This window comes from Thiomonas intermedia, assembly GCF_002028405.1.
GTDB classification, from domain to species: domain Bacteria; phylum Pseudomonadota; class Gammaproteobacteria; order Burkholderiales; family Burkholderiaceae_C; genus Thiomonas; species Thiomonas intermedia.
Genome location: NZ_CP020046.1, coordinates 90,760 through 104,932 on the forward strand (window position 1 = coordinate 90,760; position 14,173 = coordinate 104,932).

The window sequence follows — 14,173 nt, forward strand, 5'->3', positions numbered from 1 at the left end:
GAAGAAACTCAAGCGGGAAGTTAGCAAATCCGAGGCCCGCCGGGTGACGATTTTCCGTCACCTTGGCGCGGCGGGAAAGCTCATTCCTTCGCTTCGGCGCCCAGTCCGTACTTGCGGATCTTTTCAACCAAAGTGGTCCGGCGCAAACCCAGATGCTGGGCGGCGTGGGCAATCACGTGGCGGCTGCGCTGCAGGGCCTGTTCGATCAGGCTGCGTTCGATCTGCTCGAGGTAGGCGCGCAGATCCATGCCCTCCTCGGGCAGAACGGGAGCCAGCGCGGGTTCGGCCATCGCTTCCATCAGCGCGTGCAGGCCGTCTTGCTCGTCTTCTTGCGGCGCGGCAATCGCGGCCTGTTCGTCCAAGCCAGTCTCTGCAAGGCCCAGATCGCACCCCGCCCGTAGTTTGGGGGGCAGATCGGCCAGCCGCACGATGGACCCGGCATGCAGGATGAGCAGGCGCTCCATCAGGTTCTGCAGCTCGCGCACATTGCCCGGCCAGCGATAACGCAACAAAGCCTGCTGCACGCCTTCGCCGAATCGCACCCGGCCCAGGCCCTGCGCTTCCAGCCGTTGCAGCGCATGCTCGGCCAGTTGAAGAATGTCATCGCCGCGTTCGCGCAAGGGCGGCACCTGTACCGGAAACACGTTCAGCCGATAGTAGAGATCCTCGCGAAACCGGCCCAGGCCGATCTGTTGCTCCAGATCGCGGTGCGTCGCGGCCACGATGCGCGCCTGCGAAGCCAGCACCTCGCTGCCCCCCACGCGCTCGTAGCTCTTCTCCTGCAGCACGCGCAGAATCTTGACCTGCAAAGGCGGGCTCATCTCGGCGATTTCGTCGAGAAACAACGTGCCGCGCCCGGCCAGCTCGAAGCGCCCCTTGCGCGCATTCAGCGCTCCGGTGAAGGCGCCCCGCTCATGGCCGAAGAGTTCACTCTCCATCAGCTCGCCCGGAATCGCACCGCAGTTCACCGCGACGAAAGGCCGCGCGGCGCGGGGCGACCATGCATGGACCGCACGCGCCACCAGTTCCTTACCCGTGCCCGACTCTCCCAGAACCAAGACCGTGCTGTCGGTCTGCGCCACGCGGCGAACCTGCTCACGCAGGATGCGCATGGGCGCGCTCTCGCCCAGCAGCGGCACATCGGCAGTCAGGGCGTGCGCAGAGATCGGGTCGTCAAACATGGCCGACATTCTCGCAGTGGTTCCACCCACCGAACGCCCCTGCGACGCCGGGGCTGACGCGACAGGTCTGGGCCGTGACGCCGCTCAAGGCAGTTTGCGCAGAATGCCATCCGTGCCCGTCTGCTTGCGCAGTGGGTCTCGCGCAGCGCGGGCTGCGTCGGCGTTCCGGTAAGGTCCGACGTAAAACAGGCGTAGCCCTCGAACATCCTGCCCGGCCACGCAGACCCGGGTGTAGCCCGCGCCGTGCAGCTTGCGGGCGAGGCGGTCGATGCTCTGCTGCTTGCCAAAGGCGCCAACCTGCACATACCAGCCCGCCGCACGGCAGATGCCAACCGCGCCGGCCTGGCGATGCTTCCCGGCAGATGGGGTGGAAGCCTGCGTCGTTCGCGCGGGTGCGGCAGATTTGCGCTCCGGCGCCTTGGGCTTGGGCTTGACGGTCGAAGATGGGGCGGCCGCCGAGGCTGTCGTCTGCGGGGCCACAGCCTGCGTTGCGGGTGCCGAGGCGACGGAATGAGCAGCCGAAGCGGCAACCGAAGCGGCTGCCAGACTTGACGCTTTGCTGGATACGGTGGATACGGCGGGTGCGCTTGCCGGGGTGGACGCGCCTGGAGCGGGAGCACTGGCCGAAGACAGCGCATTCATGGCCGCGGCTGCCGCACGCTCTTGTTGCGCCGTGCTCAGCGCCGGCTTCGGCTGAGCCGCCGCCACCGCCGACGCGGCCCGCGTGGCGACATTGGAGGCGCTCGATGCCGGATGGACGACAGTGCTCTTGGTGCCGGAATCAGGCCCGCGCAAGCCCAGTACGGCCCACGCGATCACGCCCAGGAGCATGGCGACGCCGAGAACGAGAATGCTGCGATTGAGCCAGCGAAGACGGTTTTTCAGGGGTTGGAGATCGTCGTTCAAGAGTGCGTTCCGGGGCTGGGCGGCGTGACGGCGGCCGGTGCGGCTGGCGCCTGTGTGGGCACGATGGGGGTCTCGTTCACGTTCGCATTGCTGAGGGGCGACACGATCACCACGCTGACACGCCGGTTGGCGGCGCGTCCCTTGGCTGTGTCGTTGGATGCGACCGGATGATATTGACCATACCCCGCGGCGACAAGTTGCTCAGGCGGAACGCCCTGAGCTATGAACATTTCCACCACGGACACCGCCCGGGCCGACGACAAGGCCCAGTTGGACCGGAACAGCGGCGTGTTGATCGGCCGGTCGTCAGTAAACCCGTTGACCTGGATTGGATAGGCAACCCCCTGCAACACCCCGGCGATCTGATCGAGCAAGTCCTGCGCCTGAGGCGTCAGTTCGGCCTGCCCCGAGGCGAACAGCACCGTGTCATGAATATCGATGACCACGCCCAGTGGCGTCATGCGCACCTGCACATCGCCCTTGCGGATGGCGCCGGCCAGCAGCGATTCGATCTGTCGGGCCACGCCTTCGAGGGTTTTCTGCACTTCCTTGGCCGCCGGCCCGCCGCGCCCCGGCGGCACGACTTCGGGCTTGAGCTGCTTGGGAATGGGCGGCAGGTCGATGGCCGACGGCATGCTGTTGAAGGGCTGCCCCACCTGAACCGGATTGGGCGTGGTGGGCTGACCGGTGAAGGCCGCAATCATGGTCTGCGACAGCACCTTGTACTTGCCTTCGTTGAGCGAGGAGATCGAATACATCACCACGAAGAAGGCGAACAGCAGGGTGATGAAGTCGGCATACGACACCAGCCACCGTTCGTGGTTCTCGTGCTCTTCGTGGGCTTTTTTGCGGGCCATGGAAAATTGGTTCTCTGGAAACCTGGGCGCTCACGCGCCCTTGCGCTGCCGCGCGACCTGGCGACGATGGTGACGGAAGATGAGCCGGTCGAGGTCGTTCTGCACTTGCTGATCGAGCGGATCGAGATCCAGCGTGTGCCAGAACTGGCCGCGGTCGGGGCGCTGCTCCGTGATCTGCCCGGAGAGCACCAGCGGCAAGGCGATGCGATGCCGCAGGTAGATGCGCGCCCACAGGCGGCGGCCTACGTCCAGCGGCTGCTCGCTGGCCCAGCGCAATTTGCGCGACGACAGGGCACAGGGCCGCTCGGAAGGCAGACTGCCCAGCCCTCGCAAAGCCGTGCTGGCCATCAACAGAAGCAGATCGACGCGCCGCTCCAGGTTGTGGATGGGATCGGAGCGGCCATGCTCGCTGTCGTGCGATACCGAGGGCTCGTCGAGCATGAGCAGCGCACGCAGCAGCGTGTTGTTGTCGGCCATGACCTCGGCGCGGGCCTGAGGCGGGCTCAGTTCGTCCACCCAGTCCAGCGGAAAGACGCCGTCGAGCTGCACCGCCGCAACTGCGCCGTGCAGCGCGTCGGGGTGGCTGGCGAAAAATCGGGAGTCGGGGAAATCGGTGGATTCGCTGGGCTGGGACATGGCGCTCTCCTTGAAAATCAAAGGCATTGTCCCATTGCTGCAAAAGGCGGGCCAGTGCTCGCGCGCACGGCGCCAGCTCAGGCTGCGGCCTGTTCCAGCCCCTGATGCCAGGAATCGCGCAGCGCCGTCACCACCGTTTTGCAGTCGTCGATGGCTTGCAGATCATCGAAAATATTGGCCTGCGCCAGACGGCCCAGCAGATAGGTGTAGATGCGGGAAAGCCGTTCGCCCACGGGCTGCTCGGCAAGCTGCTGACCATCGGGCAGCGCCGCGAGCAGATGCTCGACGAGCTGATAGGCGCGTCCCAGCGACTGGCCCTTGAGCGGCAAATCCTTGCCGTCCGGATGGCGCAGCGCAGTTTCCGCACGACGCAGGTATTCCAGAATGCCGTCGAGCCCCAAAACGTAGAGCTTGTCGCCAGCGACCCCCTGGGTTTCCACCTGACGATAGGCGCGCATGGCAAAGGCTGCTGCACTCATGAAAATCTCCCGAAGTGACGATAGGCGCGCATGGCAAAGGCTGCTGCACTCATGAAAATCTCCCGAAGTGACGACGGTCCAACGTCGATTTAAGTGGAACTGGAACTGCTCGAACTGCTGGAACTGCCGTTGGCCGAATCGAAATACGCAGTCAGATACTGGCCCACCGATTGCAGCTGGGCCACCTGCGTCTGCATGGCGTTGAACTGTTGCTGCAGCAGCGCCGTCTGCGCCGCTGCGCTGTTCTGCAACTGGGTGATCTGCTGGTTGATGCCTTTGATCGTGTTGTTCAGGCCGCTGGTCGCGGCGGAAACGAACCCGCTCTGAGTATTGAGCGCCTGCGTCAGAATGGCATTCATCTGCTGGTAAAGGCCCTGACTGACGGTGACCGAGCCCAGGCTGCCCGTGGCCTGGCCGGTGATGTTCACCTGCAGACCCAAGGCCGCGCCAGGACCGGTGACCGTGAGCTGCTGCCCTGCCCCGGTGCCGGCCTGCCCGTTGATCGAACCAATCACATCCGTACCCTTGACGGTCTGCAAGGTCGTACCGACGCCGGTGCTGCCTGCGGATGCGGCCTGCGTGGACACCACGGTGAAGCTCTGCGCACTGCCGTAGCCCGAGGTCTGAAACTCCAGGCTGCCGTTGTTGTTGACGGCGCTGATGCCGCCCAGACCCTGCTGGCTGAGCGTGGCGTTGATGGTGGCCACCATGCTGTCGACCGTCGATCCCGAGGCCAGTTGCACCGAGACGCTGGTGGCTCCCGAACCGAACACCAGCGTCTCGGAACTGGTGATGCCGCCGCTGGCCACCGCATTGGCTGCGGTGAACGTGCCTTGCGTGGCCCCGGAGGTGACATTCACCGCGTAGGTGCCCGGCTGGGTGTTGTTACCCGCGCCCACGTACTGCACATTGGCGTTGGTCGCGGTGCCCACCTGGCCGAACAAGCCGGCCACGGCGTTGTAGTTGCTCTGAAGGGCCGTACCGAGTGTGCCCGTATCGAGCGAAAGAGAACCATCCTGCGCCAGGCTGATGCCCACGGCGCCGAGCGAGGTGTAGGCGCTGCCCGGCGTGGTGCCGATGCCCTGGCCGCTGATCAGGTTGAGCAGTTGGGTGCGCAGCGTCTGGATGCCGGCATTGCCGATCAGCGGTCCACTACCCGAAGCGCCGCTGGAGGTGGAGCCGCCGTTGAACGCGGTGAGCTGGTTCAGCGTGCCCATCGTGGTGTTGAAGGCGGTGACGAAACTCTGCACCGAGGTGACGAAGGCGCTGGTGTCGTTCGCCACGGTCAGGGTGGTCGATCCGCTGGCCTGCAGCAGATTCAGGCTCACGCCCGGAATGGCACCGCTCACCGCATTGGTCGCGCTGGTCACCGACAGGCCGTTGATGCTCACCGAGGCGTTGCGGGCGGTCTGGCTTTCCGTCATGCCGCCCGAGGCGCTGGCGCTGTAGCTCAGGTTCGCGAGCGAACCTGTGGCCCCGCTGGTGCTGACCGTGAAGGCATTCGCCGCCCCGGTGTTGTTGCCCGTGAGCGTCAGGCGATAGCCGGTGCCATCAAAAATGACGGCGGCATTCACCCCACTGTTGGATTGATTGATCGCCGCGGCAATGCCGTTGAGCGAGTTGTTGCTGCCATCGATGCTGATATTGGTGACGGCGCCGCTGCCCACCTGGATCTGCAGCGAGCCTGTGCCCACGGCCGTGTTGGTGGCCGAGGCGAAATCGCCGGAATAGACGCTCTGCGTCTGCGCCAGAACGATGTTGCTCAGCGAGTACGTGCCCAGCGGCGCGTTAGAGCTGGCCGTGCCCGACACCGCGCTGGAATTGCTCAGATTGACTGTGCGATTGTTCAGACTGGTGACGTTCTGCAGGCCGGCCACGGTCGACTGCAGGCTGGAGAGGCTGCTCTGCACCGACCCCCAGGCGCTCAGCGTGGACTGGTACGACTGCTCCTGGTTCTGCAGCAGCGTGATGGGCTGCTGGTAGGCCGCCGACAGCGATGTGATCAACGACTGCACGTTGATCCCGCTCACCAACCCTGAAATGGATACCGACGACATACTGGACTCCGAACGCGTTACCGCTTGTGAGATTTAACGACACACCCGACCCGAACTGTAGGGCCAAGGGACGGCAAGCGTCAGGCTTTTTCCTGCAGCAGACTGCCTGGTGGCATCGGTTGATCCGGGCTCTGGGTTGCCGCCTTGACCACCTGCTCCGAGGGCACGAAGTAGCGCACGAAAACCTGCTGGGTCGTCTTGTCTTTGAGCTCCACGAGCAGTTGCCCCGGGTGATCGCCGCTTGGGTCCAGCCCGGCGCTCAGCGCCACCGAAGGCGCTTGCTGGCTGACCTGTTTTTGCAGCGTATCGGCGGCCTGGGCCAGCGTGGAGGGCGGCACCGTGGGCGCCGCGGCCTTTGTGACCGTGCCCGCTGCAGCGGGGCCACTTTGCGGTAACGCATTGTTACCTTGCACCGAAGTCGCCCCCGGTTGGGTCGGCGTCACCGTCTGCGGCTTTCCGAAGCCAGACAGGCCAACCAAATTTTGAACGTCCATGATGCCCCCATATCAGGCAGATTCGCCCCAATACAAACGCACAAAACAGATGGCAAAACCCCCGGGACACCTGACGGCGGCCCGGGGAAACCCTCTGGAGAAACTCAGGCGTGCTTACGGCAGCAGCTTGAGGTAGCTCTGTTGCAGCGAGTTGGCCGTGGCCAGGGTCGAGATGCCCGCTTGCTGCAGGATCTGATACTTCGACAGCTGCGTGGTCGCATCGGCGATGTTCGCATCCTGCACCACCGACTGCGCAGCCTGCAGATTGGTCGACGTGGTCTGCACGTTCTGCACCGAAGCCTGGATCCGGTTCTGGATCGCGCCGAGTGAGCCGCCTTGCTGGTTCAGCGTGTTGATCGCCTGGTCAATCACCGACAGCGCCTGGTTCGCACCTTCCACCGTCGACACGTCCACCGTGGACACCGCCGACAGCGAGCTGATATTGCTCAGACCAATGTTGGCACCATTGCCCAGCGAGTAGCCCTGGGTGGATTGCAACTGGGTGAAGCCCTGCACCAGCGCCGTGGCGTTGGTGCTCGACACCGTGGAGCCGCCTGCGGCCAGGGTGCCGCCTCCGGTAAAGCCCTTGATCGAGATATTGTCGCCCTGGCTCTGGGTGAGCACGAGCTGGTTGCTGGAGTTCACGCTGGCGGCAACGCCGGTCTGGGCGGTCGAGCCATTGATGGCCGAGACGAGGCCGCTCAGGCCGGTAGGCGACACATCGGTGACGTTGGCCGAGATGTTGACCGCATTGGTCTGACTGCCCGTCGTACCGTTGCCGATGCTGAAGCTGAAGCTGCCGGTGGTGACGGTGAAAGCCACGCTGGTGTTGGCCGTGGCGGTCACACCCGTGTTCTGGCTGATGGCATTGATGCCGGCGGCAATGCTGGCGGCGGAATCCGTCGCGGCCACCGTCACGCTGTCCGAACCCGCATAGCCCGATACCGAGACGCTGCCTGCCGCGAAGGCACCTGCGCTGGCCGAAATGGTGAAAGCCTGACCTGCAGCGTAACCATTGCTGCCTGCCGCGCCGGTCGTGCTGTACATGGTGCCGCTGGCCGCCATGGTGTTATTGCCGATGGCGTTGGAGTTGGCGTTGGAGACCGAGACGTTGATGATCTGGTTGGCGTTGGCGCCCACCTGGAACTGCTGGCCGCTGAAGGTGCCGTCGAGCAGGTTCTGACCGTTGAACTGGGTCTGGGTGGCGATGGTCGAGACCTGCGCCAGCAACTGCGACACTACGCCTTGCAGCGAGGCCCGGTCTTGCGAGGTGTTGGAGCCGTTGGCCGACTGAACCGCAATGGTGCGAATCTGCTGCAGCAGGTTGGTTTCGTTCTGCAGCGCGCCGGTGGCGGTCTGCACCAGCGACACCGCCTGGTTGCCGTTGGACACGGCCTGGTTCAAGCCGTTGATCTGGGTCTGAAAACGCTGCGAAATGGCGTAGCCCGCAGGGTTGTCCGCAGGCCCGTTGATCTGCTTGCCGGTGGACAGCTGCTGAATGTAGGTGCTCAGACTGCTCGACGTGTTGTTCAGCGCGTTGAGCGAGTTCAGCGAATTGACGTTGGTGTTGATGATGCCGGAAATGGCCATGATGGAGCTCCTTTGCTATGGGACATCCGGCATCCGTGCCGAATACGGACAACCCTGTCCGCACTCCACTTGACGGCACGCCTGCGAGGGACTTTAGGCTTGCCGGTGAAAATTGTTCTGCAGCGGCGGGGCCGTCGCGGAAAAGCAGCGCGGCCCAGCCCGTGCGAGACGGAGCTGGGCCGCGGCTGCCAGAAAAAATCCCTTACGGCAGCAGCTTGAGGTAGCTCTGTTGCAGCGAGTTGGCCGTGGCCAGGGTCGAGATGCCTGCCTGCTGCAGGATCTGATACTTCGACAGCTGCGTGGTCGCATCGGCGATGTTCGCATCCTGCACCACCGACTGCGCAGCCTGCAGATTGGTCGACGTGGTCTGCACGTTCTGCACCGAAGCCTGGATCCGGTTCTGGATCGCGCCGAGTGAGCCGCCTTGCTGGTTCAGCGTGTTGATCGCCTGGTCAATCACCGACAGGGCCTGGTTCGCACCCTGCACCGTCGACACGTCCACCGTGGACACCGCCGACAGCGAGCTGATGCTGCTCAGACCAATGGCACCGCCGTTACCCAGCGAGTAGCCCTGGGTGGATTGCAACTGGGTGAAGCCCTGCACCAGCGCCGTGCCGGCCGAAGCACTCAAGGTCGTGTTCCCTGCTTTCAACGTGCCGGTGCCGGCAAAACCCGACACCGTGATGTTCTGCCCCTGGCTCTGGGTCAGCACCAGATTGCCGGTGGCATTGACGCTGGCGGCAATACCCGTCTGGGCGGTCGAGCCATTGATGGCCGAAACCAGGCCGCTCAGACCGGTGGGGGTGGTGTCAGTGACGTTGGCCGAGATATTGACCGCGTTGGTCTGCCCGCCCGAGCCTCCGTTGCCGATGCTGAAGCTGAAGCTGCCGGTGGTGACGGTGAAGGCCACGCTGGTGTTGGCCGTGGCGGCCACCCCGGTGTTCTGCGCGATGGCATTGACGGCGGCGGCGATGCTCGCGGCCGATTCATCCTGCGTCACCCCGAAGGAATCCGACCCCGCATAGCCAGAAACGGATACCGACCCCGAAGTGAAGTTGCCTGCGCCGCTGCTGATGCTGAAGGCATTGCCGGCGTCGTAGCCATTGTTCGTGGCCCCACCGCCTGTGCCGTTGGCAATGGAATAGGTTCCGAACGGCACAGCCGCCATGGTGTTATTGCCGATGGCGTTGGAGTTGGCGTTGGAGACCGAGACGTTGATGATCTGGTTGGCGTTGGCGCCCACCTGGAACTGCTGGCCGCTGAAGGTGCCGTCGAGCAGGTTCTGACCGTTGAACTGGGTCTGGGTGGCGATGGTCGAGACCTGCGCCAGCAACTGCGACACCACGCCTTGCAGCGAGGCCCGGTCTTGCGAGGTGTTGGAGCCGTTGGCCGACTGAACCGCAATGGTGCGAATCTGCTGCAGCAGGTTGGTTTCGTTCTGCAGCGCGCCGGTGGCGGTCTGCACCAGCGACACCGCCTGGTTGCCGTTGGACACGGCCTGGTTCAAGCCGTTGATCTGGGTCTGAAAACGCTGCGAAATGGCGTAGCCCGCAGGGTTGTCCGCAGGCCCGTTGATCTGCTTGCCGGTGGACAGCTGCTGAATGTAGGTGCTCAGACTGCTCGACGTATTGTTCAGCGCGTTGAGCGAGTTCAGCGAATTGACGTTGGTGTTGATGATGCCGGAAATGGCCATGGTGCGGCTCCCTTGCCTTGATCGTTCCGGCATGCACGCCGGACGCGGACGTCCTTGTCCACGAATCGCTTGACGTCACGATGTAACGAAACTTAAGGGCGATGTTGCAGCAATTTTTGCGATGGTGCGGGCGAGAGACGGAGTCGCCGTGAGGGCGGCATATCCGATCAATCAATCGTCTCTTGGACCGCCCGCGCCAGCGCCTCGCGGAGCTGCCTCAGGGCGGGCTGCAGCGTCGCCTCGTCCACAGCCTGCTGCCGAACCGCCGTCTGCCATTGCCGCCACTGCTCGTGCGACCGCTGCTGGCGTTCACAGTCGAGCTTCGCCGCCTGGATCGTCTGGGCGAAGCGCTGCAGCGTCGAGAGTAGCCGGGCTTGCGCGGCATGGCGCTCTGGCGCTTCCGCGGGCGGCCGTGGCGCCGATGCGGGGGGCGCCTCGTTCTGCACGGACTCACTGAGCGGGTTCGTGGAGCCCAGCGTCGCGAGCAAAGCGTCCAGATCGGCCTCGGTCTGTTCGAGCCGCGAACCGTCGGCCGTGGGGCTGGCGGCAAGATGCGAGAGCTGCAATCGCAGGTTCAGCCCCAGCAAGCTCAGCGCCTCGGCGGTCTGGGCGAGTTGTGCGGCGACGCGGTGCTGCTCAAGCGCCTGCTGCGCGCTTCGCGCCGCACGGGTGTCGACATCGGTCTGGATCGCAGCCTCCCTCTCGGTCATCGCCGCAGCCTGGGCATCCAGCGCCGACATCGTCTCGTCAGCAGCCGAAGCCAGCGCCTGAAGCTGTGCAAGGTAGGCCTGCCCCGCTTCGCCCGGGGGATCTGTTGCGTCTGTGCCAGATGCGTCGGCGTCGCGCTGCGCGGTCGGCGCCGTCGGCCATGACGGCCTGCCCCCCCAGGCGGACTCGATGGACGACAGCGCCTTCGCGGCGTCCTGCACCTGCCCGCGCAGCGCGGCGAGCCGGGACTCGGCCTGCGCGGCCTGCCGCTGCCAGGCAAGACCCTGCGCCCGCTCGGCTTCGAGCGCGAGCGCAAGGGCATCGAGACGCGCCTTGTCGCGTCGGGTCTCGTTCACGGCAGGGCGGGTTGTCGCCGCCGCGTCGATCAGCGGCTGCCAAAGGGCCGACACGAGGGTTTTGTCGCGAGGCGGCGATACGGGGTCGAGCGCGCTTTCGCGCAAGATCTGCTGCACTTGCAGCAAATCCAGCCGGAACAGCAATCCCAGGTAGAAAGCCAGCAGCACGAGCAGCGCCGCTCCGGCACACCAGGCGGTCAAGAGAAGTGGTGGTTCGGTATCGACCCAGACGAGCGCGACCAGACCGGCGCCCCAGATCAGGGCCAGCAGGCTCAGCCACAGCAGGCTGCGTTGCGGGGTGCGCTTCATCGCGCGCCCCCCGCGCCTGCCCAGCAGGCTTGCCACAAGCCGACGACGTCGAACACGGCGATGGGATCTGCCGTGGCGAGCGTCGGGTCGAGGCTCTGTTCGTTCGCAGCCTTCCCCGCATGAAGCAAGCCCTGAATGGCATTCCACGGCGCGGGCAGCCCCGGTCGGGCTGGCGCCCAGTGCCTCGTGAGCGTGGTGGGGCTCAGCCGCAGGAGTCCATCCACACCGTCCACGGCCAACACGCCGGCCTGCCGCGCCTGGCTCCACACCAGAAACCGGGCGTCGCCGCCCGCAAGGCTGGAGCGCCGCAGCAGACAGGCGCCGAGGTCGAGCACCAACAGCGGCCTGCCCTGCCACGCCATCAGACCGGCGCAATGCGGTTGACGCGCCGACAGAGGCAGCGCGAGCAGCCTGGGCGACCGCACAATCTGACGCACGGGTGCCGCCTCCAGCGCGTGCATCTGGCCGCCCACATGAAACGTCAACCAGGACATGCCTTGGCTCACGGCATGGCCCTCCGCGCGGTGCGCATCGGGATGCATTCTGGGAAGCGACCCGGCGCTGTCATGGACGCAACCCCGAGCGCAACTGCCGGCCGAACCAGGGAAGATCGATGAGCAGCACGGGCTGCCCGGCATCAAGCGACCAGGGCGCGCCCTGCCAGGCCGCGGCCTGCACCCCGCATGCCGTCTGCATCGCAGGGGGCACGGGCCAGAAGATCAGCTCCCGCTCCTGGCCGATGGCATCGACCCGCACGGCAAACGGCGGCTCACCCGTCGGCGGGTGCAGCAACAACGCGGCACTGCGGTCTGAGGGCGCGACGTCCGGCTGGTTCCAGCACACGGCAAGATCGAGCGCGGGCAGCGCCTCGTCGTCGTGCAGCACCAGCAAAGTTCCGCCAGGGCCGGACCACTGCGGCGTGCCGGGTGCCAGCGCCCTCGGCGTCGAAGCCACAGGAACGGCCACGACCCAGGGGCCGACTGTGGCCGTCTGCACGGCCACGATCTGGCCGCCCTCTTGCTCATCCGGGGTCGATTCGTCGGGTGCTTCGAGAGCGGCCGCAAGCGCGGGGACGGTCTGGCCGGGTGGATCGTCGGCAGGTTCTGCCTCAGTGCCCGCGTCTGGCGGCGCAAGCTCTGGCTCTGGCTCTGGCTCTGGCTCTGGCTCTGGCTCTGGCTCTGGCTCTGGCTCTGGCTCTGGCTCTGGCTCTGGCTCTGGCTCTGGCTCTGGCTCTGGCTCTGGCTCTGGCTCTGGCTCTGGCTCTGGCTCTGGCTCTGGCTCTGGCTCTGGCTCTGGCTCACGCGCCGCATCGACCGTCAAGGGTTCCGGTGCGGCCGACTCAGGCAGCGATATCGTCTCCTCGGAACCCGATAGGTGGCGGCGCAGGCCGTCAATCACGGCCTGCAGTTCTCCCCACTGCAAGGCGGCACCCGCAGCCATCGAGGGCAGCTGCTGCAGCAGGTCTTGCTCGCCGCGTCGGCATAGCGTGCTGACGGCTTCGAGCTGCAGGAAGTCGGCACCGATGCGTATGCCACGCAGCGCTTCGGCCGCATTGCCCAGGGCTTGCAGGGTGTCCTCGCGTGTGGCCTGGGCTTGCAATCCCGCCACGAACAGGCGCAGAAACTCCTCCGCATCCACGCGAAAGGCCGCCTGCAGTTCCTGCGCGCTGGCCAGGCGCAGGCTGCTGGGCGGTCGGGGGCCGGGAGACGTCGCGGTCATGGTGGATGCGTTCAAGCCGTCTCAGTCGACGGGGCCACGCCGTGCCTGTAAGGCAGCGACGGTCGCCCGCGGAGCGCCAGCGGCGGGTTTCATCGGCAGGTCCCGCGTTCGACATGAACCTGATCGCGCCCTTCGGCCTTGGCGTGGTAGAGCGCCAGATCGGCACAGCGCAGCGTCTGTGAGATCGCGCGCTCGGTCAGCGCCGCCACGCCGGCGGAAATACTGATGTGCAGTCCGCCGGTCTGGGTCTGCACCACGGGGCGGTCGGCAATGGCCTGCCGCATGCGGTCGACGATGCCTACCGCCTGCGCCGCCGTGGCACCTGGCAGCACGAGCACGAACTCCTCGCCGCCATAGCGATAGACCCCGTCGTAGGGGCGCAGGGCGCCGCGCATCAGACGGGCGAGCGCCGTGAGCACGCGGTCGCCGGTCTGGTGGCCGTGCTCGTCGTTGACACGCTTGAAATGATCGACATCGAGCATCACGACCGCGCACATGCGGCCCTGTCGCGAGACCAGGGACTGTTCGCCCTGCAGGCGCTGCTGCAGCGCCGCCCGGCCCGGCAGCCCGGTGAGCGGATCCTGCGCCGCGCGCTGGGCGGCCAGAGCCACCTCAAGATCGGCGAAACCCTGCAGCACCTCCAGGCCGAGATCGATCAGGCGGTCCCAGGTCTGCACGGCACGCACCTGATGCTTGTCGGTGGCGGCCAGGGCGCTGATCAGCAAACAGAGTTCGTCCAGACGCTGCTGCTGCGCCTCGCGCAGGGGCGGAAGATCGGCGGCATCGGGTCCGCAGGCATCGAGCGCCCGATCGAGCTGGTGTTCGATCGCCGCGCGCGGCAGCGCCGCCACCGCGCCGGGATTCCTGCGATAGGCGCCCAGGCGCAAACAGCGCTGCAACCAGGCGGCGTAGATCTGACGCCCCAGGCGCAAGGCCGAAGTCTCGGCGGCAAAGGCCGTCTGAAACCCAGAGGGACTCGCCTCGGCCCGCCATCCCTCAAGCACGCTCAAGGGCGGCGCAAACGGCGAATGCGATTCGGCAAGGGGCAACAAGGCAAGGGCACGCATGAGGATCTCCAACAAGGTTGATCCCTGCATAGCAAACGCGGTGCCACCCTTTTAGGCCATTTTTTGACACTGATCGAGCCACTGATGGCCAAAATAACAACCTATTTCAAGAGCAATAGGT

At 65.7% G+C, this 14,173-nt stretch carries 13 protein-coding genes; all 13 read right to left on the reverse strand.

The window, feature by feature from the left end; translation table 11 throughout:
• Positions 1-80: 80 nt before the first annotated feature.
• The 13 genes from BVH73_RS00425 to BVH73_RS00490 all read right to left on the reverse strand — a co-directional run bounded on the left by BVH73_RS00425 (position 81) and on the right by BVH73_RS00490 (position 14,052).
• Positions 81-1,181, reverse strand: coding sequence for a sigma-54 interaction domain-containing protein (locus tag BVH73_RS00425; protein WP_079420190.1), 1,101 nt, complete (start codon positions 1,179-1,181; stop codon positions 81-83).
• A gap of 84 nt (positions 1,182-1,265) precedes the next feature.
• Complete coding sequence (locus BVH73_RS00430) at positions 1,266-2,087, reverse strand: SPOR domain-containing protein (RefSeq protein ID WP_079415110.1); 822 nt, start codon at positions 2,085-2,087, stop codon at positions 1,266-1,268.
• Positions 2,084-2,944, reverse strand: a complete 861-nt coding sequence (gene motD, locus BVH73_RS00435; protein ID WP_079415112.1) for a flagellar motor protein MotD — start codon at positions 2,942-2,944, stop codon at positions 2,084-2,086. Before motD ends, BVH73_RS00430 begins: the two co-directional genes overlap by 4 nt.
• 30 nt (positions 2,945-2,974) lie before the next feature.
• Entirely contained in the window at positions 2,975-3,580 is a 606-nt protein-coding gene (locus tag BVH73_RS00440) for a PilZ domain-containing protein (protein WP_079420192.1), read from the reverse strand.
• A gap of 77 nt (positions 3,581-3,657) precedes the next feature.
• Entirely contained in the window at positions 3,658-4,059 is a 402-nt protein-coding gene (fliS, locus tag BVH73_RS00445) for a flagellar export chaperone FliS (protein ID WP_079415114.1), read from the reverse strand.
• A gap of 89 nt (positions 4,060-4,148) precedes the next feature.
• On the reverse strand, positions 4,149-6,116 hold the full coding sequence (fliD, locus tag BVH73_RS00450; RefSeq protein WP_079415116.1) for a flagellar filament capping protein FliD: 1,968 nt from the start codon (positions 6,114-6,116) through the stop codon (positions 4,149-4,151).
• Positions 6,117-6,196: 80 nt separating this feature from the next.
• Positions 6,197-6,610, reverse strand: coding sequence for a hypothetical protein (locus BVH73_RS00455; protein ID WP_079415118.1), 414 nt, complete (start codon positions 6,608-6,610; stop codon positions 6,197-6,199).
• A gap of 114 nt (positions 6,611-6,724) precedes the next feature.
• A complete protein-coding gene (locus BVH73_RS00460) occupies positions 6,725-8,200 on the reverse strand; it encodes a flagellin N-terminal helical domain-containing protein (protein ID WP_079415121.1) in 1,476 nt (491 codons plus the stop codon).
• 202 nt (positions 8,201-8,402) lie between these two features.
• Complete coding sequence (locus tag BVH73_RS00465) at positions 8,403-9,893, reverse strand: flagellin N-terminal helical domain-containing protein (RefSeq protein WP_079415123.1); 1,491 nt, start codon at positions 9,891-9,893, stop codon at positions 8,403-8,405.
• Positions 9,894-10,060: 167 nt separating this feature from the next.
• Complete coding sequence (locus BVH73_RS00470) at positions 10,061-11,266, reverse strand: hypothetical protein (protein ID WP_079415125.1); 1,206 nt, start codon at positions 11,264-11,266, stop codon at positions 10,061-10,063.
• The gene (locus tag BVH73_RS00475) at positions 11,263-11,760 is read right to left on the reverse strand and encodes a chemotaxis protein CheW (RefSeq protein ID WP_245800369.1); all 498 of its coding nucleotides are present in this window, start codon (positions 11,758-11,760) and stop codon (positions 11,263-11,265) included. Before BVH73_RS00475 ends, BVH73_RS00470 begins: the two co-directional genes overlap by 4 nt.
• 70 nt (positions 11,761-11,830) lie before the next feature.
• Positions 11,831-12,985 carry a histidine kinase gene (locus BVH73_RS15605; protein ID WP_154048374.1) on the reverse strand — a complete coding sequence of 385 codons (1,155 nt, stop codon included), beginning with the start codon at positions 12,983-12,985 and terminating at the stop codon, positions 11,831-11,833.
• 89 nt (positions 12,986-13,074) lie between these two features.
• Entirely contained in the window at positions 13,075-14,052 is a 978-nt protein-coding gene (locus BVH73_RS00490; RefSeq protein WP_079415129.1) for a GGDEF domain-containing protein, read from the reverse strand.
• Positions 14,053-14,173: the final 121 nt, after the last annotated feature.

Coding starts and splice junctions, on each gene's coding strand:
- BVH73_RS00465 (WP_079415123.1), bottom strand. CDS start 9,893: ATGGCCATTTCCGGCATCATCAACACCAACGTCAATTCGCTGAACTCG.
- BVH73_RS00460 (WP_079415121.1), bottom strand. CDS start 8,200: ATGGCCATTTCCGGCATCATCAACACCAACGTCAATTCGCTGAACTCG.
- BVH73_RS00455 (WP_079415118.1), bottom strand. CDS start 6,610: ATGGACGTTCAAAATTTGGTTGGCCTGTCTGGCTTCGGAAAGCCGCAG.
- fliS (WP_079415114.1), bottom strand. CDS start 4,059: ATGAGTGCAGCAGCCTTTGCCATGCGCGCCTATCGTCAGGTGGAAACC.
- BVH73_RS00425 (WP_079420190.1), bottom strand. CDS start 1,181: ATGTTTGACGACCCGATCTCTGCGCACGCCCTGACTGCCGATGTGCCG.
- BVH73_RS00475 (WP_245800369.1), bottom strand. CDS start 11,760: ATGTCCTGGTTGACGTTTCATGTGGGCGGCCAGATGCACGCGCTGGAG.
- motD (WP_079415112.1), bottom strand. CDS start 2,944: ATGGCCCGCAAAAAAGCCCACGAAGAGCACGAGAACCACGAACGGTGG.
- BVH73_RS00470 (WP_079415125.1), bottom strand. CDS start 11,266: ATGAAGCGCACCCCGCAACGCAGCCTGCTGTGGCTGAGCCTGCTGGCC.
- BVH73_RS00490 (WP_079415129.1), bottom strand. CDS start 14,052: ATGCGTGCCCTTGCCTTGTTGCCCCTTGCCGAATCGCATTCGCCGTTT.
- fliD (WP_079415116.1), bottom strand. CDS start 6,116: ATGTCGTCGGTATCCATTTCAGGGTTGGTGAGCGGGATCAACGTGCAG.
- BVH73_RS15605 (WP_154048374.1), bottom strand. CDS start 12,985: ATGACCGCGACGTCTCCCGGCCCCCGACCGCCCAGCAGCCTGCGCCTG.
- BVH73_RS00440 (WP_079420192.1), bottom strand. CDS start 3,580: ATGTCCCAGCCCAGCGAATCCACCGATTTCCCCGACTCCCGATTTTTC.